Genomic DNA, 23,220 nt, shown 5'->3' with positions numbered 1-23,220 from the left:
GGCAGTTCACGAGGGCAGTCATTTCGTAGAAGAGGCAGGGGGTGTCCGCGAAACACCCCCTGTACAGGTATTACTCAGACAGCACGAAGGGTGCGGTGTACTTGTCGACATTGTCCTTGGTGATGAGAAGGCAATCGAACAGCTGCTTCTCGGTCGCTGCACCGGTGGCACCTGTCTTGATAAACGAGTCCGCCTGCTGCACGGCCTTGGCCGAGAAGATGGCGACCGGCTGCAGCACGGTGTACTGCAGTTCGCCGGACTTGATCGCCGCAACCGCATCCGGGGAGCCGTCGAAGCCACCGACCTTGATGCCGGCGAGCTTGCCGGCTTCCTTCAGCGCCGCAACCGCGCCAAGCGCCATCTCGTCATTGCCGCTGATCACGGCGATGATGTCGGGATTGGCCTGCAGCATGCTCTGCATCTTGTCGTGGCCCTGGGTACGATCCCAATTGGCGACCTGCGAAGCAGCCTTTTCGAGATCCGGGTACTGGCTCAGCACAGTCGCGTACCCGTTCGAGCGCGTAGCGGCGTTGTTGTCAGACGGGGCGCCGAGCAGTTCGACATATTTGCCCTTTTCGCCGACGGCCTGCACCCACTGCTGGGCACCGAGAGCAGCACCCTGCGCGTTGTTGGAAACGAGCTGACCCTTGGCGAGGCCTTCCTGATTGATCTCGGCATTGACGAGGAACACCGGGATGTTGGCTGCAATCGCCTTCTTCACCGCACCGACAGAGCCGTCAGCGTTGGCCGGATCGAGGATGATCGCCACCGACTTGTTGGTGATGGCGGTGTCGATCAAATTGCTTTCGGTATTGGTATCGCCCTTGTGGGCGCCGACATTGGCCGTATAGCCAAGCTTCTCGGCCTCGGCCTTGGCGACGTTGCCCTCAGTCAGCCAGTAGGGGTTGGCCGGATCGTTGACGATGATCGAGATCAGGCCCGCGGCTGACGCGGCGGCCGTGAACCCGACGACCATCGCGGCGGCGAGCAGACTTTTCAGCATGGTTTTCATGTACATTCCTCCAATGATTACGCGGTGTTGCTGCCAGTTCACCTGGCAGTCTTCCCTTGGGCAGGATTGGCCGGTTCGGCCTTCCCCCGTTTCTGAGAAGTCGGTTGGCCACCTGACGCGCTTGGGAGCTTGCTACGGCGGCGATACTGAACGGCATTGAGGAGCACGGCGAGCACGATGACCGCGCCCGTGAACACTGTCTGCCAGTAGGATGAGATGCCGATGATCACCAGACCGTCGGACAGGAAGCCGATGACGAAGGCCCCAAGCAGGGTTCCGCGGATGTTGCCGCGCCCGCCGGTCAGTGCCGCGCCGCCGATGACGACGGCCGCGATGGCCGTCAGTTCGTAGGTGGTGCCGGCGGTCGGTCCAGCCGACGTCAACTGCGAGGACAGGATCAGGCCGGCGATGGCGGCACAGATGCCCGACAGCACATAGACGGAAATCTGCACCGTCTTGACCGGAACGCCGGAGAGTTCGGCCGCGCGCTCGTTGCCGCCCGAGGCGTAGAGCCAGCGCCCGAAAGCGGTGCGGTTCAAGACGATGCTGCCAATGAGCGCGATGACCACGAGAACCACGACGCCCGTCGGCACGCCGAACAAGCGGTTGAAGCCAAGCGCATCGAAGCCGGTGTTTCCGAGCTCCGGCTTGCCGCCGAGATTGTTATAGGTCAGGCCGCTGGTCATCAGCAGTGCCAGGCCACGCGCCATGTACATGACGCCGAGCGTGGCGACGAAAGCCGGAACCTTGAAGCGCGCGATGAGCACGCCGTTGATCAGTCCGACGACGGCGCCGAGCATGCAGGCCAACACCGCGACCACCCAGACCGGCGGATAGAGAACGACACCCAGCCAGGTCAGCGTCACGCCTTGCATCAGGAACCCGGCAACGACGCCGGCCAAGCCCAGCGTCGACCCCACCGACAGGTCGATACCGCCATTGAGGATGACGAGCAGCATGCCGATCGCGAGGATTCCGAAGATGGCGACATGCGAGGCCATGGTCAGGAAATTCGCCACCGAGAGATAGTAGGGCGACAGGATCGAGAACACGACGATGATGACGATCAGGGCAAAGAAAGCGCGACCCTCGAGCAGCAGCTTGGCGAGATCGAAGCCTTCGCCGCCCGCGCTTGGACTGGACTGTTTTCTGGCCTGGCTGACGTCGGTCATTGGTCTGGGCTCCGAAATTCTGGTGATCAGGCGACCACGGCTTCGCCAGAGGCGGCCATGATCTGCTCTTTGGTGGCGTTGGCGCCGAATTCAGCTGAAATCCTGCCACGCCGCATGACGACGATGCGGTGGGCAATGCTGAGGCATTCGTTGACCTCAGAGGTCGAGAAGACGACCGCAAGCCCTTGCGCGGCGCGTTCGCTCAGCAAGCGGAAGACCTCGGCCTTGGCGCCGACATCGATGCCACGGCTCGGTTCGTCGAGAAGGATGACTTTTGGGTTGGTCGTCAGCATCTTGCCGATGACGACCTTCTGCTGATTGCCGCCCGACAGCGATCCGATCATGGCATTGCCGCCTGCGGTCTTGACGGTCACCTTGCGGATCGAGTCTTCGACCAGCTCTCGCTCTCTCGAACGGGACAGAAACAGCCCCTTGGCGAACGCTTCGATGCTGGCGAGCGAGAGATTGCGGCCGACGGTCATCGTTTGCACCAGCCCGTCGCGCTGGCGGTCCTCGGGGACCAGCACAAGCCCTCTGGAGATGCGCTGCGCAATGCTCAGTCCGGAAACGTCCTCGCCTTCCAGAAGCGCGCGTCCGCCCGCCATCGGCACCCGTCCGGCGACGGCTTCCAGCAATTCCGTGCGCCCGGCGCCCATCAACCCGTAGATGCAGATGATCTCGCCTGCCCGGACGTCCAGCGACAAGTGGTCGACGACGGAATAGCCTGAGCCCGAAGTGTCGAGGACGCTGACATCCTCGATCGAAAGGGCGACCTCGCCGAACGCATGGCCGGTCGGCGGCGAGCCGAGATCGAAATTCTCGCCGACCATGTTGCGCACGATCCACTCGAGATCGATATCCCTGGCTTCGGCCGTTGCCGTTATCGCGCCGTCGCGCAAGACAACGGCGTAGTCGGTGATCTGCAGCGCCTCTTCGAGGTGATGCGATATGTAGACGATGGAGACGCCGCGGCTGGTCAGGTCGCGGATCACCTTGAACAGCACCTCCACCTCTGTTGCGCTGAGCGCCGAGGTCGGTTCGTCCATGATGAGGATGCGGGAGTCGACCGACAGTGCCCGTGCGATCTCGACGATCTGCTGCTGGCCCAGGCGCAGATCCTCGACCAGCGTCATCGGGTCAATATCCTCTTCGAGGTCGGCCATCAGGGCGCGCGCCTGGCGCGACTCCTCGGCGAAGTCGAGACCGGTCCTGGTGCGCAGTTCGCGCCCCATGAAGATGTTGTCGCGAACGCTGAGGTTCGGCGCCAGGCTGAGTTCCTGGTGGATGATCGAGATGCCGCGATCGCGTGCGTCGGAGGACGAGGAAAAGCTGACGAGGTTGCCGTCGAGCACGATGTCGCCGGATGTCGGCGTGACCACACCGGACAGGATCTTCATCAGCGTCGACTTGCCGGCGCCGTTCTCGCCGAACAGCGTGGTGACCTTGCCGCGATGGATGTCGAAATTGACGCCCTTGAGTGCATGGACGCCGCCATACGACATGACGATGTTGCGCGCCGAAAGCACGGCGTCACCAGTCGCGGGTCCGGTGTCGGCAGTCAGATTCATTTGACGTCCAGCCTCACGGGAGTGACGAGCCAGCTCTTCGGATTGACCAGCTTGAACGCGCCGACCACCGATATCGTCTTGCCGGTCAAGGCGCTCGTATCGAGCTTTGCCAAGACTTCCTTCTTCATCTCGTTGTTCAGCGCCGAGCCGGCGTCCTGATACTCGATCTGGTTGGTGAACTGGCCGAATGTGATCTTGCCGGTGGCGTCGCGCAGCTCCGTTCCGTTGATCGCCGGCCCGGTCTGCACGCGGATCATCAGCGTATCCGGCACGCCCTCGACGGCGACCTTGTAGATGCCCGATTTTCCTTCGCCGACGACGCCGCTGAACTTGACGGAAATGACAGGCCCGACACCCGCAGGCACGCCGTATTCCTTCTCTGCCGTCGCCCTGTCCTTGGCGATCGCCGTCGCCACCGTCACCGCGTCTGCGGCACGCGCTTCGACATCGGCCTGCACCTTGGGAAACTCCGACTTGCCGTAGTCGGCCGCGGAAAAGACGGCGCTGCGGACATCGCCGGCAGAGCCGATCCTGACCACGTTGGTGTCGAGCGCCATGGCGCCGAGCAGGACGACAACCGCAGCGCCGGCAAGTACCCGACGCAAGCCGGGCGAAGCCGGCCTGGTTGGTGCGGTGGCAGCCTTCGCACTCATGACGCAACCGCCGGCAAAGCTGATCTGCGCTTGTCACGCATTTGACGATCCTCCGTTCACATGGCGCTTGGCACCATTGGATTGGTTCTGTTCGACAAGGGCACGGGCAGTGCTTTCATCGGTGATCAGGCCGCTCAGGTAACGGCTTTCGAGCACCGCCTTGATGGCACGCACTTTGATCTTGCCGCCGGCGACGGCGACGATCCTGCGGCCTTTCAACTGGCCCCGCGGAAGCGCCAGAATTCTTTCCGAAAGCGCTGTTTCCACCGGGCGCCCCTTATCATCGAAGAAGTGGGCGAGCAGCTCGCCGACGCCGCCATCGCGTTTGACCTCATCGATTTCGGAATGCTCGATCATACCGGTGGCGACCAGCGAGGCTTCCCGCTCGGCGGTCCCTATCCCGACGAACATCAGGTCGGACCGGCTTGCCAGATCGAAGACGTCGCTGATGCCGCGCTGGCCAAGCAGCACCTCACGGTCCTCGGCGGTGTTGGCGACGAAAGGCACCGGCATCACATAGGCCTGCGCGCCAGTCCGCTCGGCCAGACGATGCATGACGTCGTGCGGGTTGGCCGCGAATTTGCGCGTCACGCCGCCAAGCAGCGAGACGAAACGGATATGGGCGGCGGCTGTGCGCGTCAGATACTCGACACTTGCGGCAAGGGTACGGCCATGGCCGACGCCGATCAGCATATCCTCGCCGCGATCGATCTCCCGCTTCAGAAACTGAGCGCCAGCGATGCCAAGCGCCTTCAGCGGCAATTCGTCCTGATCGAGATCAGGAACGACCTCACAATAGTCGAGCCCGTAAGCATCGATCAGCTGCTGCTCGAGGTCGATGCATTCGCCGACGTCGCCGTCGATGATCACTCTGACAAGGCCATCCTGGGTGGCCCGTGTGATGAGCCGATGCGCCTTGAGGCTGGTCAGGCCGAGCCGCTTGGCCACCTGGGCCTGTGTGAGCCCCCCGGCATAGTGAAGCCAGGCCGCGCGCGTGGCGAGGCTGGACTCATGGTCGCGGTTAGCGGTTCCGCCGGATTTCAAGCCATCTCCTCCCCAGGATGATATTATTATCTCTGTGTGCAAAAATTTTCACATCCCGGCATCGCTGTCAATCCCTCGTCGAGTTTGGCGCATTCGCATGCGGGGAATTCACAGTCTCGCTTCTTCCCGAAACGCCGGTCTGCCGGCGTTTCGGCAGGCAATATCGACCCATTAGGAGGTACGCATGTTATCCGATCATACGACTGTGTTAATTTAACGTCAATCTGTGTTATCTCTTACCGGAACCAGCAGTATTGCACAGCCATTGGCCATACAATTTTTCATTAACTATTTGTTTTTAATGTGTAATACCTGGTATCAGCAAATTCCCAATCTGCCTGTGAGTTGGGCGATTTTGCGCATGCGGAGCTTCCGTGGGCAACCAACCGGATTGCCTTGGGAAGAGCAGCGGCGACGGAGTGATCAGTCCAGCCGCATCAGGTTCCGGCCCTTGAGTTCCACAATTGCGGCCTTGACTTCCTCTGCAAGACGCCCGGCGCTCCAGCCCAGAGCCCGTCCGGTAATCGCGGCAATCTGCTGCAGATCCCGGCCTGTCAGAGAACCTGATATCGCCAGGGTGCTGCGGCGCATGACGATATCAGCCAGATGTTCGACGAACTCGTTGCGAACGATGTAATCAATTTCCGACCGGCTGTAGCTTGCTGAATCCGGCAGTCGATGCTCGTCATCCGGCCCATGCGTGGCGACCTGCGTGGCTCTGGTGCCATATCGCGACAGCAGCTCATCGAGACGTCGTTCCTCAGCGCCCGTCTCCGAGTGAGCCTGCGCTAGCCAATTTGCTCGCGCTGCGGCATCGGCAGGAAAATCCTTGCCGCCGCCGATCGGCATGGCTTGCGTTGATACCTTGCGGCTGCGCTGCAGACGACCGAGCACGGTGTCGGCGACTTCCTCGGCAAAGCCACGAAAGGTTGTCCATTTGCCGCCGACCAGCGAGATGACCGCGAAGGGTCTGCTGGGAGCTGGCTCGGCGACCGGCGCCGAGTGATCGCGGCTGATCAAGCCGGGCAGCGATGCATCCGAGGCTGGCAGCGGCCTGATGCCGCTATAAGCATAGACGATCTGGTCGTGCTCGAACGCCATCCCCGGCAGTAGCGTCCGCACGCTGTCGAGCAGGTATTCGACTTCGTCAGGCTCGCAGCGCACCTCGTCGGGATTGTCGGCCTTGATGTCGGTGGAGCCGACCAGCGCCAGGCCGAGATAGTCATAGACAAGGCAGATGCGGCCGTCATCAGCTTCGAAATAAAGCATGCGCCCGGCAAGGCCTTTGACCAGTTCGTCGTGCTTCAACAGGATGTGCGAGCCCTTGGTGCCGCCGATCATCTTCGACGGCGCGCCAAGCAGATCGTTGACGGCATCGATCCAGGGACCGGCGGCATTGACCACCAGCTTCGGCCGCACCGAAAAGACCGCGCCGTTTTCCGGCTGGAAGGTCAGCACGCCATTGGCGGACTTCACCAGCGCCGTGTAGTTCGCGCTGGCCGAGGCCGCGTTTGACTGCAGCCCATCGAGGATCAGTTCGAGCACCAGCCTTTCGGGGCGGCTTATCTTGGCGTCGTAGTAGGTGCCGGTAGCGACGATCGAGGGATTGAGTGCTGGCATCTCACTGAGCGCCTGCCGCCGCCCGACCATGCGGTGGCGCGGCATGACCTGGTTTCGCGAGCCATAGAAATCATAGATCATCAAGCCGATCTTGATCAGGATGGCGCCGCGGCTACGCGGCGCGCTGGTCGAGCCGAACAGCGTCCGCAGCGCCGCCAGCATGCCCTTGCTCCAGGAGAAGATCGGGATGACGGTCGGCAGCGGGCTGACATAGTGCGGCGCGTTTTTCAGAAGCAAATTGCGTTCGAGCGTCGACTGCGCCACCAGCCCGAACTCGCCGGTTTCGAGATATTTCAGACCGCCATGAATGAGCCGCGATGGCGCGGCGCTGGTGCCGGAGCCGAAATCCGCCTTGTCGACGATCAGGCAGTTCACGCCCTGCGCGCACAGGTCGCGAAACAGCCCTGCTCCGTTGATGCCGGCGCCAAGGATGACGACGTCGACCTCGCCGGTCCCGGCCATGGCGGCCAAACCCCCGGCGGGGTTTTCCGTACGTGTTCCTTCGCTTGAGCTCATGGCGCTTTCGTCTTGACGATGCGCAGCTTCACGCCGGCCCGTTCTAGGGCTTGCGCCCGCACATCGCCCAGGCCTTCGGTTGCCAGTACGACGTCGAAGCTGGTCAGATCGTCGAAGACGTGCAGTGCGATCCTGTCGAACTTGGCATGGTCGATCAGAAGGATGCGCTTGACCGATGCGGCCATCATCGCCTGCTTGACCCGCACGACATTGGGATCCTGGATGAAGGCCGTGGTTCCGGTGATGGCCGAAGCCGAACAGATCAGCACATTGGCGCGCAGCTGCGCCACGGCGTTCTCGCAGACGATGCCGATATAGGCGTTGTAGGTGTTGTGGTACTGGCCGCCGAGACAGATGAAGTCGAGTTCGTCGACATTGGTCAGCAGTGCAGCCGTCGCCACTGAGTTGGTGATGACGGTCAGCGGCTTGACGTCGAGCAGCAGCGTGGCGACGGCGTTTGCCGTCGAGGAATCGTCCAGCATCACCACCTGGCCGGCTTCGACATAATCGAGTGCTGCTCGCGCCAGCGCATCCTTCTCGGCCCGGTTGACCGTCACCCGGTAGCGAAAGGCGCTTTCGTAGAGGCCGGAAGGCTGAACCGTCACCGCACCGTGCAGTTTGCGCAGCACGCCCTGCTGCGCCAGCCGGTCGATGTGCCTATGGATGGTCATGCGCGATACGCCGAAATGCTCGACGAGATCGTCGATGCGCACCTGGCCGAGCTTGATCACATAGTCGGCGATCTCTTCGCGCCGTTCGTCGGCCTTGATCATGCGCTTACCCCAATGTCTTGCCGCGCCAGCTTCTCGATCTCCGGCCAATGCGGTTCCAGCGCACCGGCAATGCGGCCATAGAGGGAAAAACGCTCGTTGAACACAGCACTTGAGGCCGGCACAGGCTCGTATTGGCGTGCCGTCATGCCGACCTGTCTGGCGCCTTGTTGCGGCGTCGCGAAGATGCCAACCGCGGCACCCGCGCAAAGGGCAGCGCCAAAGGCCGCGGCCTCGTCGGCCGAGGTGACGGTGACCGGGGCGTTCAGCACATCGGCAAACATCTGGACGAAGGCCGGATTGCGCGAGCCGCCGCCGGTGAGGCGGATTTTGCTGATGGCAAAGCCCTCGCGCAAGGCTTCGACATGGGTGCGATGATTGAAAGCAATGCCCTCCAGAACCGCCTTGAGCATATCGCCGCGATTGTGCCAGCCATGAAGGCCGACAAAGCTGCCGCTGGCGACGTCGCCAAAGGGGGAGCCGAACAGATAGGGATGAAACAGGATGGTCGAGGGCTTCTTCAGCGCCGCGTCGATCTCCGCGGCCAGCAAGTCGTGGACGGAGCCTCCATCGGCACCTGTCTTGTCCTGCTCAGAACGGCAGAACGTGTCCAGAAACCAGTCGTAGTTTGCGGTCGAGGCGGGCGAGATCGCCATGTTGTTCCAACGGCCTGCGTCGATGGCGTTGCGGCAGAACCAGCGCGGGTCGACGCGCGGCTCTGACGAAACGACTTCGTTGATGGAATAGGTCCCGGCGACGATGGCGAGCACGCCCTCCTCATGGCCGCCCATACCAAGCGCCGAGGCGGTCACGTCATGCAGCCCGCACGCGACCGGTGTTCCCACGGCAAGGCCGGTCATTTCGGCGGCCTCGGCGATAACGTGACCGACGATTTCAGCCGAATGCGCCACCGGCGGCAGCGCGTCAAATAGATCGTCCAGTCCGAAGATGCGCATCGCTTCCGGCGCGAAAGCTTGCGTGCGGAAATCCGTGAATGAGGTGCTGGCCTCGGTACGGTCGGTACCGATCGTGCCCGACAGGCAAAAGCGCAGCCAGTCCTTGCAGGCCAGTATATGCCCGATGCGCCCATAGCGGTCGGGTTGGTTCTTCCTGATCCAGGCCAGCAGCGCCGACGGCGCGGACACGTGCGGCGTCTGGCCCGTGCGCGCCAAGGCGTCTTCGAAGACCCGATCCGCCGACCATCGTTCGACAATCTCGCCGGCGCGGCTGTCGAGCGACAGGATTCCGGGGCCTAGCGGCCGACGATCTTTGTCGAGCAAATAGAGACCGTCGCCATGCGCGGTTGCCGCCACCGCCCTGATGTCGTCCGCCGGGCGGCCGGACAGCGCGATCGCCTCCTTGATCGCGTCGGCGGTCGCTTGCCAGAGGCCGGCCATGTCGCGCTCCACCCACCGCGCATGGGGCATCGACTGCGGCACCCGCCGGCGCGCCACGGACAACTGCGTGCCATCGGCGTCGAAGATCACCGCCTTGGTGACCGTGAGACCGTTATCGATTCCGAGCAGACTGGGCATGGGCGCCGCCGCTTTCAGCAACTGGTGAAGGGCGCTGCAAGGCTAACCTGCAGGTTGGGATAGGGATGACAGACATGACGACAATCAACGAGCAACGGTGATACAAAAGCGACGCATCCGACGCGGTAAACAGACCATAATAGCATGTTAAGTTAACGTCAACATGTGAGATATTTTTGCGGAAAAGTCTGACGTCATCTGCGACAAAAATTGCCATCCACTCGTACCGCATCCGATGCGGGACGAAGTTCCGGCCAATGCCCAACTGACCGGATGACCCTCAACCCTGCGCGGCGAGCCAGGAGCGCGGTACGACTGACGCCGAACGCGCTTCGACTGGCTTTGCAAGTCCCGTGCGCAACGACCGGACAACCCGCGCTTCGGCGCCGTTCAAAGAAAACGCGACGACTCAAGAAGCTCAGCCACCCCGTCCAGTTCCTTGTGCAGGCGATGCCAGCGACGGTCGAGATAAACAAGCGAATGCGCCCCCGGGGGGACCTCGTCCGGCTGCACCTCGCCGTCAAGGAGTTCGGCCGCGACCAGCGTCGCGCCCTCGATCGGCAGGATGCCGAGCCGACGGGCGCGGAACCAGGTCGAAACGCCGGTATAGCGCGGTTCGCCCGTAGGCAGCCGCGCCCAGGCGCCTCCCGGCGGGAAACGTTCCGCGCCGCTCGACGCGCAGAGCTGCGCCAGGTCGATATCGGTGAAGCGCAGCAGGTGGATCACCATGGTCTCGGCCCGTAGCAAGGGCTCTGACGAAGTCGATTTCATCGACAGCGAGAAAGCGACGACCGGCGGCGCAGCACTTACCGAGATCAGCGAGGATACGGTCATCGCCACCGGTCTGTCGCCGGGATCGGCCGTGATCACGGCAACACCGGCCGGATGGTGGCGAAAGGCTTCGCGGAAGGCGTTGGTCATCGGATGCGGGAAGCTCATCGACGTCTCTCTTCTGCAGCGTGAATAAGGGCCGGACGGCGTCCGCCGTCCGGCCCTTGCGGACTACTTCTTCTCGATCAGGTCGTAGAACTGCCAGGTGCGATCGCTCCACAGGCCGCCGATGTCGCGACCGGCCGAGGTGACGATCGACGGCGCGATCGTGAAATGGTTGGCCGCCACCATCATCTCGCGGAAGGTGCGCTGGATCACGCCGGCGCGCAGCGACGCGCCGCCGCCGGCGCGGTAGGCGAAGTTGCAGATATCGACGCCAACCTCGTGAATCTCGGATTTGGCCAGATGGACAAGGCTGATCTGCCGCGTCGATACGCTGTTGCCGGCTTCGACCGTCGCCTCGATGTCGCGCCAGACTTCGAAGACAAAGGCGCGGGCAGCGCGATAGCGGGCTTCGGCGCGGCCATAGTCGTGCCAGAACTTCTCGCTCTCGCCGATCAGCCCAGCGCGGCCTGACTTCGTGCGGGCGAACTTGGCGATCTCGTCCAGCATCCGCCGCCCAGTGCCGAGAGCCCAACCGGTATGCCCGATTGCGGCGAGGCCGACGACACCGAGACTGAAGAACTCCTTCTGACGCAGCGGCGGTGCGGTCAGGATCGGGAAAACGAGATCGTCGGCGATGAAGACGTCCTCGGCCGCATAGTCGATGCTGCCGGTGCCACCGAGGCCCAGAACGTCCCAATTGCCGAGCTGCTTGTGCTGAGAGATCGGGGCATGGGCGCACATGATGATCAAGTTGCCCTTCTCGTCCTTGGCGGGCTTGCCGGTGCCGTCGTCGACAAAGGCGGCACTGTGGCTGTAGGTGGCGTGGCTGAAGCCGCTGCCATAGCTCCACTTGCCATTCAGCCGGTAGCCGCCATCGACTTTCTTCAGCATACCGAGCGGCGCGCCCTGCCCCGAGAACCGGTTTTCGGTGCCCGGCGCGAAAAGCCGCTCGACTGCGCTGTCCGGCAGAAAGGCAGCCGACATCGCACCGATGCAGCAATGCACCATGGAAACCCAACCAGCCGCCCCGGAGTGCCAGGTGATCGCCGCCAGCAGTTCGAGACCCTGGGTGGGTCGCAGCTGCGCACCGCCGAGGCTCTCCGCGGCGAAGATATGCGACATGCGCAGCGGCTTCAGCAGCTCGAACGTGGCCGCAGTCAGTTCGCCATTCTCCTCATCGGTGGTGGCGTTGGCTTCCAGGGCCGGCCCGATCTCCGCGATCTTGCTGAGCAAGTCGCGATAGTCGGTGGTCGTCCCCCACGAGCCGTGCTTGATGGGTTTGTTCATTGTCTTCTCCTCCTTTTCAAATGCGGTCAGCCGGCGAGGAAATCGCCGATCTTCCTGAGTGTTTCGGGTTTCTCCAGCATGACGAAATGGCCGGCATCCTCGACCAGGATCAGGCGTGCGTCGGGCAGGGCTTCGACGAAGAGCGGCGCCTGGCCAGCTGGCAGCAGACGGTCCCTGGTGCCCCAGACGACCAGCGTCGGATTGGCGATGCGCGCCAGGAAGCGCCGCAGGTTCGGATGGCCCATGCCGAACGGCGCCAGCAACCGGCCGAGCGTCTCTCCTTCGCGGGCGCGATCGGCGCCGAAGGCCTCCGCAAAGGCGGGATCCGAGCCGTCCGGGAAATAGCGCAGCGCCACCGAGACGTCATGCGCCAGATAGGCCGGCAGCTCCTGCGGCGCGACCGCGCCCAGATCGGTGGCCGGATGCGCGGGGTCGTTGAGCCCTGCCGGCGCGATCAGCACCACCTTGTCGAAACGCTCGCGCGCAAGGCCGGCGAGCTCCGTCGCCATCCAGCCGCCCATGGAAAAGCCGATGAGATGAGGCTTCTCCGGCAGGTTCAGAACATCGAGCAGGTTCAGGTAGTGCAGAACCATGTCGGACATCCCGGTCACATGCGGCGCAGCGCCCGAAAAGCCGAAGCCCGGATGGCTCGCGCAAAGCACGCGGAAACGGTCGGCGAGGCCTTCGGCGAAGTCGAAACCTTCAAGCGTCGAGGCGCCGTGCAGGAACAGCACGGGCTTGCCCTGACCGATGGCCTTCACCACCGTTTTCGTGCCACCGACATCGTATTCGAGCGTTTCGAATTGAACGGCCATATTCACTCTCCTCAAACAAGGTCCGGCTGGATCAGCACTTTGCATTGCGTGGTGCGGCGGCGAAGGCTCTCGAATATCTGCGGAACCGGCGAGAGGTCGATCCGATCGGTGATCAGCGCCTGCGGTGCGAAAGGTCCGCCGCGCAGCGCATCGAGGGCGACGCCGAATTCGTTGCGCTGATGGAAGAAGACCGAGAAGAGCAGGTTCACTTCCTTGGTCAGCGCGACGAACGGATCCCATTCGTCGCCGCCGATACACAGGCCGACGCCGACCACCGTGCCCTGCAACCGGACCGCCTTGACCGCTGCGTCGATGAGGCCGCGCTTGCCGACGCATTCGAAGACGATATCGGTTGCACCGCCGCAGAGATCGGCAAGGTTCTCCGCCAGCCTGTTGCCCGATAGCGCGAAACCGGTCGCGCCAAGCGCAAGCGCACGGTCACGCTGATGGCTGTGGATATCGGCCACGACCACACACGACGCTCCCAGCCGCCGCGCCCAGAAGGCGACGAGCAGGCCGATCGGCCCGGCGCCCAGGATGGCGACCCGGTCTCCCGGTTTCATACCCGAGCGGATGATGCAATGCAGCGCGACCGAGAGCGGTTCGGCCAGCGCGCCATCCTCCAGCGCAACGTCGTCGGGCAAGACATGGCACTGGCGCGCGGCGACGGCCGCGTATTGCGCATAGCCGCCACCAATCAGCACCATGTCGGGACAGCGGCCTGGATCGCCGCGCCTGCAGGCCTGGCAGTGCCCGCAGCCGTGCATCGGCACGACGGCCACACGCTCACCGATCCGAAGGCTCGCCACCCGTGATCCCAGCGCGATGATGTCGCCGGCGAATTCATGGCCAAGAACGAAACCTCCACCGATGCCGAAAGGCACCGGATCCTCGGTGATATGCAGGTCGCTGCCGCAGATGCCGCAGGCTGCGATGCGCAAGACGACCTCATCCGGCGCCGGCGTCGGATCCGGCACCGTGCCGATCCGCAGCGGACTGCCGACCGTATCGAAGATGGCTGCTTTCATAAAAACCCTCCCTCTCAGCGGTTCGGATCGACGAGCCTGCGTCGGATCGGGAACCATGGCGCATCCCACCGTTTCGAGATCAGGCCCCAGATGCCGGTGCGGGCGTAGAGCGCCACCAGCAGCGTCATCAGGCCGAGGACGACGAAATAGCTCGCGCCGTATTCACCGAACCAGCGGTCCGCGATGAAGAAAATCAGGGATCCGATCAGAACGCCCTCGATGGACCCTATCCCGCCGACCATGACGATGAAGATCGCGACGTTCGCCCACATCGGATCAAAGGCCGAACCCGGGGTGATGCGCAGTTGCGCCATGAAATAGATGGCGCCCGCAAGGCCGCAGCCGACCGCCGACGCGACGTAGATCAGGAAGCGCAGCTTGACGACATTCACGCCCTGGCTCGCGGCCGCGACCGGATTGTCGCGCATGGCGATCAGCGCAAGGCCGAAGCGCGAGCGAAGCAGCCAATAGCTGCCGCCCAGCGTGACGAGCAGCATCCCCGCGCAGAGCAGCGACATGGCGACATTCCGCTCGAAGGCCGAATAGTCCTTCATCACGCGAAGCGACATCCCCGCGCCGGAATTGACGAGCGGGAGATTCGAGGCGGCCAGCCGGAATACCTCGGCCACCACCCATGTGCCGATCGAAAAATAGGGGCCATCCAGGCGATGCAGCAGCAGGTAGATCGGCACGGCCAGCGCGGCCGGCGCCAGCAGCGAAAGGAAGACCGCCACAAACGGATTGATGCCGTAAGTCTGCGCCAGCACGAAAAGCGCATAGCCGGCAGCACCCATGAAGGCGTGCTGGCCCACCGAGACGAGGCCGGCATAGCCGGCTAGCAGGTTCCACATCTGCGCGACGGCGATGTAGCAGCACAGCACCAGAATCGACCGGATCGTGCCGGTCGAGGCCCACCACGGCATGGCGGCGACACCGATCAGCGCCAGCACAGCCAGCGTCATCGCGATGCGACCGGACCGGGTCTGGCGCTGGACCAGGACCTCAGGCACCTCGGTTGCCACATAGGGGATCGCACTCATGACAATGCCTTTCCAAACAGGCCCTGCGGGCGGGTCGCCAGCACGATCAGGAAGACGATGTGTCCGGCGAGCACGCCGAAGCCCGGATCGATGCGGAAGCCGACGGCCTGCGAGATGCCGAGGACCATCGAGCCGGCGAAGGCGCCCCATACCGTCCCCATGCCGCCGATGATCACCGCTTCGAAGGCGTAGATCAGTTGGGCAGGTCCGTCGGCCGGCGCGACGGTCGACCGCAACGCCTGGAAGACGGCTGCAAAACCGAGGATGCCGACCGCTGCCGCTGTCGCCATCGCATAGACGGCGCGCGGATTGATGCCGGTCATTGCCGCTGCCTCGACATCCGCCGACGCGGCGCGGAGCGCCCGGCCGAAGCGCGTGCGCTTCAGCGTCAGGTCGAGGCCTCCTGTCAACCCCGTGGCGACGGCCAGCACGATCAGCGGCAGGAGGCCGACATAGATACCGCCGATCTCGATGGATTGACTCTCGATTCCATGGCCGGGCAACGATCGGCTGTTCGCGGACCATATCTGCAGCATCAGGTTCTGCAGCGCGATCGACAGTCCGAAGGTCGCGATCAGCGAGGGCAGCGGATCGCTCCCTACCACCCGGTTCAGCACGGCCTTCTGCAGCACCCAGCCCATCAGCACCGCGAGCGGCACCAGTACGATCAGCACAGGCAGCGGCCCCAGACCCCAGGCCGTGGCGATCGAGATGCCGATCAGCGACAAAAGGATCACAAGATCGCCATGGCTGATGTTGACGATCCGCATGACGCCGAACATGAGCGCCATGCCGAGCGCATACTGGGCATACATGCCGCCCAGCAGGATCCCTTGCACCAAGGCGTCAAACCACTCCATGGCCTGCTCCAAAATAGGCTTTGCCGATTTGTTCGCGCGTGATTTCGGCGGACCTGCCGGTCAGGGTCACGCGCCCCTCGAGCATGCAGTAGAGGCGGTCCGAGGCGGACCGGGCGAGGCCGACATCCTGTTCGACCACGATCATCGCCGTTCCCGTGGCGCGGATTTCGGGCAAGGCGGCATAGATCTCGCGGATCACCTTCGGCGCAAGACCAAGGCTGATCTCGTCGCAGAGCAGCACGCGCGGCTGGCAGAGCAGCGCGCGGCCGATCGCCACCATCTGTTGCTGCCCGCCCGAGAGGCTCTGGACCTGCGTGCGGGCCTTCTCCTTGAGGATCGGGAACAGCTGATGCAACCGCGGCAGCGTCCATCCGCCCTTGGCGCCTATGCGCGCGGCCTGGTCGATGGCGACGCGCAGATTGTCCTCGACCGACATGCCGGTGAAGAGCCGGCGGCCCTCCGGCACGATGGCGACACCCTTCTGCACCATGCGGTCGGTGGTGGTGCCGCCAACGGCCTCCCCGTGCAGCAGCACCATCTCGCGCCGGACCGGGAGCAGGCCCATGATCGAACGCAGGAGTGTAGATTTTCCTGCCCCGTTGGCGCCGATCAAGGCCACGGCCTCACCCTGGTGCAGCTCGATGTCGACGCCGTAGAGCGCCTGGAAATCGCCATAGCGGGCCAATAGCCCGTGGGTGGAAAGAACGGCCGTCATGCCTCGATCCCCATGTAGACGCGTTGGACCTCGGGCAGCGCAATCACTTCGGCGGGCACGCCTTCAGCGATCTTCTCGCCGAAGTTCAGCACCAACAACCGGTCGGCCACCGCCAGCAGCGCGTGCAACACATGCTCGATCCACACGATGGTGATGCCACGGTCGCGGATGCGGCGCACCAGCGCTACCAGCGCCTTCGATTCATCGTCGGTCAGCCCACCCGCGATCTCGTCCAGCAGCAGCAGCTTCGGATCCGACGCCAGCGCGCGCGCCAACTCCAGCCGCTTGCGATCGAGCAGAGTGAGAGCGCCGGCCGAGACATTGGCCTTGTCGGAGAGCTCGCAATCGCGCAGGACCTGGGCGCAGAAAGCATAGCTCTGCTTCTCGGACCGGCCGCCCCCTAAAGCGGCGGCGACCAGCAGGTTTTCGAAGGTGGTCATGCCGGAATAGGGACGCGGGATCTGATAGGTCCGCCCGATCCCCATCTGGCAACGCCGGAAGGGCGGCTCGCCGCGAAGCGCGGTGTCGCCGAGCTGGATCTCGCCGCCGGACGTCTTCAAATCGCCGCTGATCATGTTGAACAGCGTCGTTTTGCCCGCGCCATTCGGGCCTAGGATGCCCAGGACCTCGCCCCTATGCACGTCGAAACTCACGTCATGCAGGACGCGGACAGCGCCGAAGGACTTCGACACGCCGTGCGCTTTCAGCAGGATTTCCCTACCCATAACTCTGCCCGCGTTCCCGCTCATGTCACCAGGCGATCGGCTGGATAGCCTGCTGCGGCGCGAAGAGCTGATTGACCGTGTTGTCGACGATCTTCAGGTCATAAGGCCATTTCTCACCCTTCACCCACTGGCCGCCGAAGATCGGCGTCTTGCAGATGTTCTTGTGGGGCGAGCCGTCGAACTTGATATGACCGACCAGCGTCTGCAGATCGGTAGCGACCAGAGCGTCACGATTGGCCGCACGGTCGAGCGGATTGGAAGAGCGCTTCAGGATGTCGAGCGCGACCTCGAGCAAGGCATGCGAATAGCCCAGCGGCTGCGTCCACTGGCGCTTCGAATCGGCCTCCCATTGGCTGGCGATGTCGCTGCTGATCTGCCCGGTCAGCGACGACTTGAACGGGAAGGCCGGGGTCCACCAGACCTCCGAGGACATGCCGTTGCCAAGCGGCCCCATCGCCTCGACACCGCCCGGGAACAGGAGCGCCGCCGCCACCGTGACCGCCTTCGGCTTGAAGCCCTGCTGGTTGCACTGGGTGACGAACGTCTTCAGATCGTCGGGATAGGTGATGCCGCCGATGATCTCGCAGCCCTGCTTCTTGAACTCGGCGATCTGCGCGGAGAAATCATTGGTGCGCGGCTGGAAATAACCGGGCACCACGACCTCGTAGCCGGCCTTGCGGGTCGGCGCCGGCAGGCCATATTCGTCGTTGCCCCAGGTCTCGCCGTCGATGTTCTGGGGAAACAGCATCCCGACCTTCTTGTTGGTCTCCAGATGGTTCCAGAGTCCGACGAAGGTGTTCAGCGCCTCGTCGAGGCCCCAGAAGAAATGATAGGTCCAGTCGAAGGTCTGCTTGCCGCCGCCGCGCGGCATGATCACCGCTTGCCAGGGAGCGCCGGAGGAAATGCAGGGCGTTTCATAAAGCTCGGCCTGCTCGGCCGCGGGCAGGATCGTGTCGGTGGTCGAGGCCGGCACGAGCAGATGAACCTCGTCGTTCAGGATCAGATTGCCGGCGATTTCCGATGCCTTGTTCGGATTGGACTGGCTGTCGCGATCGAGGATCTCGATCTCGTAAGTATTGCCGTCGGCGCATTGCAGCTGGCCGCCGAGCAGGGCGCGGATCTTCTGCAATGTGTAGCCATCCGTTTCACCAAAAAGGGCGAGCGGTCCGGTCGTGGGGCTGAGGTAGCCCAGCTTGATCTTCCCCGCCGTCGCGGCGCGCACATAGGCCGGCATGCCCAGCGTGCTGGCGGCAACGCCGGCTCCAATCCCCTTCAGCACGCTTCGACGGCTGGGCCGCAAGCCCGATTTCACCAGTCTGTTGTAGTAGCTCATCGTCGGTTCCTCCCTGGGTTAAGTTTCTCCGGCCCACGGGACCGGTCTCAGTTCAAAGCGTGTTCAGGTCATCCGCAGCAGCGAGCCGCCATCGATGACGATCAGCGAGCCCGTCACGTAGGAAGCGGCAGGCGACGCCAGATAAAGCGCCAGGCCCTTGATCTCTTCCGGGTCGCCGATCCGACCGAGCAGCGACTGGGCCTCGAAGGCCTCGCGGTCCGCCGGATTGCGCAGCCGACCGCCGGCGATGTTGGTGATGAACGGTCCGGGCAGGATGGCATTGATGCGGATGTTGTAGGCGCCAAGCTCCATCGCCATGTGGCGAACGAGATGGTTCACCGCGGCCTTGGCGGGCATGTAGGGCGTGCCCACGATGCTCTCGTTGATCAGCGATGCAATGGACGACGTGACGATGATCTGGCCGCCGCCATTCGGCTTCATGTGCCGGACGGCATGTTTGATCGTGGTGTAGACCGAGGTCAGGTTGATCTCGATCACCTTGTCCCAGTGCTCGTCGGGCAGGTTCTCGATGGCGCCCTCGGGGTTCCTTTCGCCCGTCGGGGTGTTGAAGCCCGGTCCGGCATCAATCCCGGCATTGGCGAACACCACGTCGATCGAGCCCGCTTTCCCGGCCACCTTGTCGAAGGCTGCGGCCATGGCCGCACGGTCGCCGACGTCGACGGCCTCGCCCCAGACATCGCCACCCGCCGCCTTGATCGCCGTCACGGTCTTCTCCAGCCCCGTTGGGTTCAGGTCGAAGATGCAGACTTTTGCCCCATGCTCGGCCATGATCTCGGCATAGGCCTGTCCGATGCCGCTGGCGCCGCCGGTGACGATCACCGACTTGCCCCTGACATCGAACATCTTCTCAAGTGCAGCCATCAGTTTCCTCCCTTGCGCGACAGCACGAAATCGAACTCCACGTCGTAGAACGGGGACGCAACCTCGACCCTGGCGGCAGCTTCGGCGTCCTCGACCTTGCGGAATTCGGCGAGCAGGCTCTTCTTCACGCCGAAGACGGCATCTGAATCGATGTACGGGTCGTCCGGGTCGAAGATGTGCGTGGTCAGCGCTTCGAAGCCCTCGGCCTCGACGATGTAGTGGAGATGCGCCGGACGATTGGGGTGACGCCCCAGCGCGCCCAGCAGCTTGCCGACTGGGCCATCATCCGGGATCGGGTAGTATTTGGGCTTCACGCCCCGAAACCAGTAGCGCCCGTCCGTGCCGGTGCGAAAGACGCCGCGCAAGTTGAAGTCGGGCTGGATGCCCTTCTGCTGCACGTCGTAGAAGCCCTCGTCATTGGCCTGCCAGACGTCGATCTTGGCGCCTGCGATCGGGTTGCCCTCGGTATCGAGGATGCGGCCATGCACGAACATGGGCTCGCCCTTCTGGTCGAGGCAGATGTTGGAGCCCATCGGCAGCTCGGGGGCGTCGGCGACGTGGAAGGGTCCCAGCACCGTCGATTCCGAGGCGCCCGACGGCTTGCGGTTGTTGATCGCATCGACCAGCATCGAGATACCGAGAACATCCGACAACAGGATGTATTCCTGCCGCCACTCGTTGCAGATCTGGCCTGTCCGCGTCAGGAACATGATCGCGCCGAACCATTCCTCCTGTGTCGGCTCGATCTCTTTCACCGCCTCGTGCAGCTTGCGGGTGATGACCTCCATCACCTCTTTGAGCCGCTCGTCCTTGGCGTTCCTGTTCCGCGCCACCACGACCTCGGCCGAGTTCGCTTCGGTGAAATAGCCGGATTCGTGTTCGTCGATCATGCGATCCTCCTCAGCGCGCCAGAACGGATTTGAAGATCCGGCGCAGTTCGGCCGCCGGCTCGGCCGCCAGCGTTTCGGAGCGCCAGGCGACGTGGTGGTCGGGACGGACGATCAGGCAGCCGGTGTCGCGGATCTCCCGTGCGCCGGCCCAGTCGCCGGTATGATCCTCGATCGCGCGGCGCGGGCCGATCACATGGCTGCGGATCGGCAGACCGAGCTCCGCGCCCACCGTCTCCGCCGCGGCGACCCACGCCTCTCCGCCAATGCCGGTCAACAGCGTGAACTCGCCATGCCCGCAAAGATCGAGCGTCGAGACCTTCCTGCCCGAGCGCTCGAAGACCCAGACATGCGGCAAGCGCGCGCCCGGCCAGGTTGTCGGCGCATAGTGCAGCTCGCGATCCTTCTCGAAGGCCGGCTCGCGCTGGCCGTCGGTCACCACCGCGCCCGAGGCATAGCGCTGGTTCATCTCGACGCCATGGGCGTCGAACTCGTACTTCTTGAAGGCGATGGCCTTGCGGAGCGCCTCGCGCTGCGCTTCGGCGACGGGCGTCGCATCGGCGCGAGCCTCCATGTTCCTCTGGATCTTGTCGTGATCCACGCCGCCGTCCATGCCGAGCGCCTCGAAGATCGGTCCGAATTCGGCGATGGACTGGTTCGCCCGTGTCACGATCTGGCGCGCGATCGGTGCGCGCTCGGCCGAGAAGCTGTCCAGAAGCCCGACCCCCGCCTGCCCCTTGATGACCTTGGCAAGCTTCCAGGCGAGGTTGAACCCGTCCTGGATCGATGTGTTCGAGCCGAGCCCGTTCGAGGGCGGATGCCGGTGCGCGGCATCGCCCATGATAAACACCCGCCCCTTCTGCATGTGCGTGGCGAAGCAGTTGTTCACGGTCCAGGTGTTCGCGCCCAGGAGCTCGATCTCGAGCGCGGGATCTCCGACCAGTTGACGCGCGACGCTGGTGGCCAGTTCCGGCGTCACGTCCGGCGGCGGCTGGTTGATGTCGTAGCCCCAGACGATCAGCCACTCGGTCCACGGCCTCACCATGCGAACCAGACCCATGCCGATGCCGCCGACATCGGCGCCGGGCTGCATGACCCAGTAGAGGACGCTCGGTCGGTGGGCGACATACTTCGAGAGATCGGCCCTGAACAGGATGTTCATCGACCCGCCGACGCCCATCTTGCCCTCGAGCGGCAGGCCCAGATGCTCGGCCACCAGCGAGTTGCCGCCGTCGGCACCGACGAAGAACTTCGACCGCACGGTGAAATCCTTGCCCGACAGCCGATCGCGGCAGGTCGTGGTCACGCCGTCCCCGTCCTGGACATGGCTGACATATTCCGTGCTCATGCGTGCTTGCGTCCCGTGGGCACACGCCGACTTGAACAGGATCGGCTCCATGAAGGTCTGCGGCAGATCGTTCATGAGGCAGGGCGACGACAGGAGATGTTCGGCCTTCGAGAGCGGGTGGATGCCCCAGCTCTTCATGCGGCCGATCTCCTCGCCGGCCAGGCTTTCGCAGAACACGTTCTCGCCCATCAGCTCCTGCGGCGAGGCGTGCATCATGGCCTCTGCCTCGACATCCGGACCGAGGTCGCGCAGCACTTCCATCGTGCGCTGGTTGGTGATGTGGGCACGCGGCGTGTTCGACAACCAGCGATAGCGATTGACGATCATGTTGGCGACGCCGTAGCTGGACAGCAGCGCGGCGGTGGCCGAGCCGGCTGGGCCAGTGCCGACGATCAGCACGTCGGTTTCGATATCCGCCATCAAATTCCTCCCTTGATCTTCGGACCGGTCAGCCTGCGGCGGACCGGAAACAGGTGCAGGCCCTTGCGGGACGCAATCAGCCCCCACAGCCCCTTTGGCGCAAAAAGCATCACGACGACGGCGATGAGGCCGAGCGTCATCAAGTACCAGCTGCCGTAATCGGCCAGCGCCGAGCGCAGCGCGAAGAAGACCAGCACACCGAGGATCGGCCCCTCGATGGTGCCGATGCCGCCGATGACGACAATGAAGATGACGTTGGCGGTCCAGTCGGTGACGGCAAAGGCCGCGCTCGGCGAGATGCGGGCCGTCTGCAGGAAGATCAGCGCGCCGGTCAGCCCGGTGGCGGCCGCGGCGATCAGAAAGACCGCCCATCTGAGCCGGCCGGTATCGACGCCCACCGATTGCGCCGCGTCGACATTGTCGCGCACGGCCGCCAGCGCCAGCCCGAGGCGACTGCGCAGCAGCCAATAAATGCCTCCCGTCACGGCCACGAGCAGCGCCAAAGCCAGCCAGTAGGCCATAACATCGCGTGCCGCGGCCTCGCGGACCCCGAACAGCGCCCGGACCGCATCGGTGCCCAGGATACTGCTCGTCGCCTCGCGCGGCAGCGAGGTGCCGGTGCCGCCACCGAGCGCCTTCCACTGCGCGACCAGCAGTCGCGTCACTTCGGCGATCACCCAGGTGCCGATGGCGAAATAGGCGCCCTGCAAACGGAACGCGAAGAAGGCCGTCGGAACCGCCAGCACCAGAGCGGCAAGGCCGCCCAGCGGGATCGCCAGGACCGGATTCCAGCCGAGCAGGATCACGCCGGCGAACATCGCATAGGCGCCGATGCCAACGAAAGCCTGCTGGCCCACCGACACCAGGCCGCCATAGCCCGCCAGCAGGTTCCATATCTGCGCCAGCGTCAGCATGGTGAGGATGAAGAAGAGATCCTGTATGACGCCACGCGAGGCCACGGCAGGCAGCGCGAGCGCGGCGACGATGAAGATCGGCACGATGATCGCGGTCACGGTTCCGGCGCGGGTGCGGGTTGTCAGTCGATACATGCCGC

General features: G+C 63.9%; 21 protein-coding genes. All 21 read right to left on the bottom strand.

The features are described from left to right. Window positions 1-70 precede the first annotated feature (70 nt). On the bottom strand, window positions 71-1,012 hold the full coding sequence (locus NKJ00_RS01465; RefSeq protein WP_013533072.1) for a D-ribose ABC transporter substrate-binding protein: 942 nt from the start codon (window positions 1,010-1,012) through the stop codon (window positions 71-73). Window positions 1,013-1,050: 38 nt separating this feature from the next. Next, the gene (locus NKJ00_RS01460) at window positions 1,051-2,184 is read right to left on the bottom strand and encodes an ABC transporter permease (protein WP_128302320.1); all 1,134 of its coding nucleotides are present in this window, start codon (window positions 2,182-2,184) and stop codon (window positions 1,051-1,053) included. 26 nt (window positions 2,185-2,210) lie between these two features. Further along, window positions 2,211-3,752 (bottom strand): sugar ABC transporter ATP-binding protein, encoded by a 1,542-nt coding sequence (locus tag NKJ00_RS01455; protein ID WP_352628455.1) that lies wholly within the window; start codon window positions 3,750-3,752, stop codon window positions 2,211-2,213. Continuing rightward, on the bottom strand, window positions 3,749-4,405 hold the full coding sequence (locus NKJ00_RS01450; RefSeq protein WP_352628454.1) for a DUF2291 family protein: 657 nt from the start codon (window positions 4,403-4,405) through the stop codon (window positions 3,749-3,751). Before NKJ00_RS01450 ends, NKJ00_RS01455 begins: the two co-directional genes overlap by 4 nt. A 33-nt stretch (window positions 4,406-4,438) precedes the next feature. Continuing rightward, window positions 4,439-5,449, bottom strand: a complete 1,011-nt coding sequence (locus NKJ00_RS01445) for a sugar-binding transcriptional regulator (RefSeq protein ID WP_352609302.1) — start codon at window positions 5,447-5,449, stop codon at window positions 4,439-4,441. Window positions 5,450-5,872: 423 nt separating this feature from the next. Beyond that, the gene (locus NKJ00_RS01440) at window positions 5,873-7,585 is read right to left on the bottom strand and encodes a glycerol-3-phosphate dehydrogenase/oxidase (RefSeq protein WP_502895791.1); all 1,713 of its coding nucleotides are present in this window, start codon (window positions 7,583-7,585) and stop codon (window positions 5,873-5,875) included. Continuing rightward, window positions 7,582-8,358 (bottom strand): DeoR/GlpR family DNA-binding transcription regulator, encoded by a 777-nt coding sequence (locus NKJ00_RS01435; protein ID WP_352609301.1) that lies wholly within the window; start codon window positions 8,356-8,358, stop codon window positions 7,582-7,584. The genes NKJ00_RS01440 and NKJ00_RS01435 overlap by 4 nt, the downstream gene beginning before the upstream one ends. Continuing rightward, on the bottom strand, window positions 8,355-9,890 hold the full coding sequence (locus tag NKJ00_RS01430; RefSeq protein WP_352609300.1) for an FGGY-family carbohydrate kinase: 1,536 nt from the start codon (window positions 9,888-9,890) through the stop codon (window positions 8,355-8,357). Before NKJ00_RS01430 ends, NKJ00_RS01435 begins: the two co-directional genes overlap by 4 nt. A gap of 390 nt (window positions 9,891-10,280) precedes the next feature. Beyond that, the gene (locus tag NKJ00_RS01425; RefSeq protein WP_352609299.1) at window positions 10,281-10,811 is read right to left on the bottom strand and encodes a flavin reductase family protein; all 531 of its coding nucleotides are present in this window, start codon (window positions 10,809-10,811) and stop codon (window positions 10,281-10,283) included. Window positions 10,812-10,892: 81 nt separating this feature from the next. Continuing rightward, entirely contained in the window at window positions 10,893-12,113 is a 1,221-nt protein-coding gene (locus NKJ00_RS01420; protein ID WP_128302315.1) for an acyl-CoA dehydrogenase family protein, read from the bottom strand. A 26-nt stretch (window positions 12,114-12,139) separates the two neighbouring features. Beyond that, on the bottom strand, window positions 12,140-12,928 hold the full coding sequence (locus tag NKJ00_RS01415; protein WP_352609298.1) for an alpha/beta fold hydrolase: 789 nt from the start codon (window positions 12,926-12,928) through the stop codon (window positions 12,140-12,142). An 11-nt stretch (window positions 12,929-12,939) separates the two neighbouring features. Continuing rightward, window positions 12,940-13,956, bottom strand: a complete 1,017-nt coding sequence (locus NKJ00_RS01410; protein ID WP_128302313.1) for a zinc-dependent alcohol dehydrogenase — start codon at window positions 13,954-13,956, stop codon at window positions 12,940-12,942. A gap of 14 nt (window positions 13,957-13,970) precedes the next feature. Then, window positions 13,971-14,996 (bottom strand): branched-chain amino acid ABC transporter permease, encoded by a 1,026-nt coding sequence (locus NKJ00_RS01405; protein WP_352440104.1) that lies wholly within the window; start codon window positions 14,994-14,996, stop codon window positions 13,971-13,973. Then, entirely contained in the window at window positions 14,993-15,856 is an 864-nt protein-coding gene (locus NKJ00_RS01400) for a branched-chain amino acid ABC transporter permease (RefSeq protein ID WP_352609297.1), read from the bottom strand. The genes NKJ00_RS01405 and NKJ00_RS01400 overlap by 4 nt, the downstream gene beginning before the upstream one ends. Then, entirely contained in the window at window positions 15,843-16,571 is a 729-nt protein-coding gene (locus NKJ00_RS01395) for an ABC transporter ATP-binding protein (protein ID WP_128302310.1), read from the bottom strand. Before NKJ00_RS01395 ends, NKJ00_RS01400 begins: the two co-directional genes overlap by 14 nt. Continuing rightward, window positions 16,568-17,296: an ABC transporter ATP-binding protein gene (locus NKJ00_RS01390; protein ID WP_352440119.1), complete on the bottom strand. Its 729-nt coding sequence runs from the start codon at window positions 17,294-17,296 to the stop codon at window positions 16,568-16,570. Before NKJ00_RS01390 ends, NKJ00_RS01395 begins: the two co-directional genes overlap by 4 nt. A gap of 25 nt (window positions 17,297-17,321) precedes the next feature. Continuing rightward, window positions 17,322-18,629, bottom strand: a complete 1,308-nt coding sequence (locus NKJ00_RS01385) for an ABC transporter substrate-binding protein (RefSeq protein WP_128302308.1) — start codon at window positions 18,627-18,629, stop codon at window positions 17,322-17,324. Between the two features lie 63 nt (window positions 18,630-18,692). After that, window positions 18,693-19,511, bottom strand: coding sequence for an SDR family NAD(P)-dependent oxidoreductase (locus NKJ00_RS01380; protein ID WP_128302307.1), 819 nt, complete (start codon window positions 19,509-19,511; stop codon window positions 18,693-18,695). Continuing rightward, window positions 19,511-20,401: an intradiol ring-cleavage dioxygenase gene (locus tag NKJ00_RS01375; RefSeq protein WP_128302306.1), complete on the bottom strand. Its 891-nt coding sequence runs from the start codon at window positions 20,399-20,401 to the stop codon at window positions 19,511-19,513. Before NKJ00_RS01375 ends, NKJ00_RS01380 begins: the two co-directional genes overlap by 1 nt. A gap of 10 nt (window positions 20,402-20,411) precedes the next feature. After that, on the bottom strand, window positions 20,412-22,166 hold the full coding sequence (locus NKJ00_RS01370; RefSeq protein ID WP_128302305.1) for an FAD-dependent oxidoreductase: 1,755 nt from the start codon (window positions 22,164-22,166) through the stop codon (window positions 20,412-20,414). Then, window positions 22,166-23,215, bottom strand: coding sequence for a branched-chain amino acid ABC transporter permease (locus NKJ00_RS01365; protein WP_023808928.1), 1,050 nt, complete (start codon window positions 23,213-23,215; stop codon window positions 22,166-22,168). The genes NKJ00_RS01370 and NKJ00_RS01365 overlap by 1 nt, the downstream gene beginning before the upstream one ends. Window positions 23,216-23,220: the final 5 nt, after the last annotated feature.

This window comes from Mesorhizobium sp. M0227, from assembly GCF_040321855.1.
Taxonomy (GTDB): domain Bacteria; phylum Pseudomonadota; class Alphaproteobacteria; order Rhizobiales; family Rhizobiaceae; genus Mesorhizobium.
This window is presented reverse-complemented; position numbering and strand designations above follow the sequence as displayed.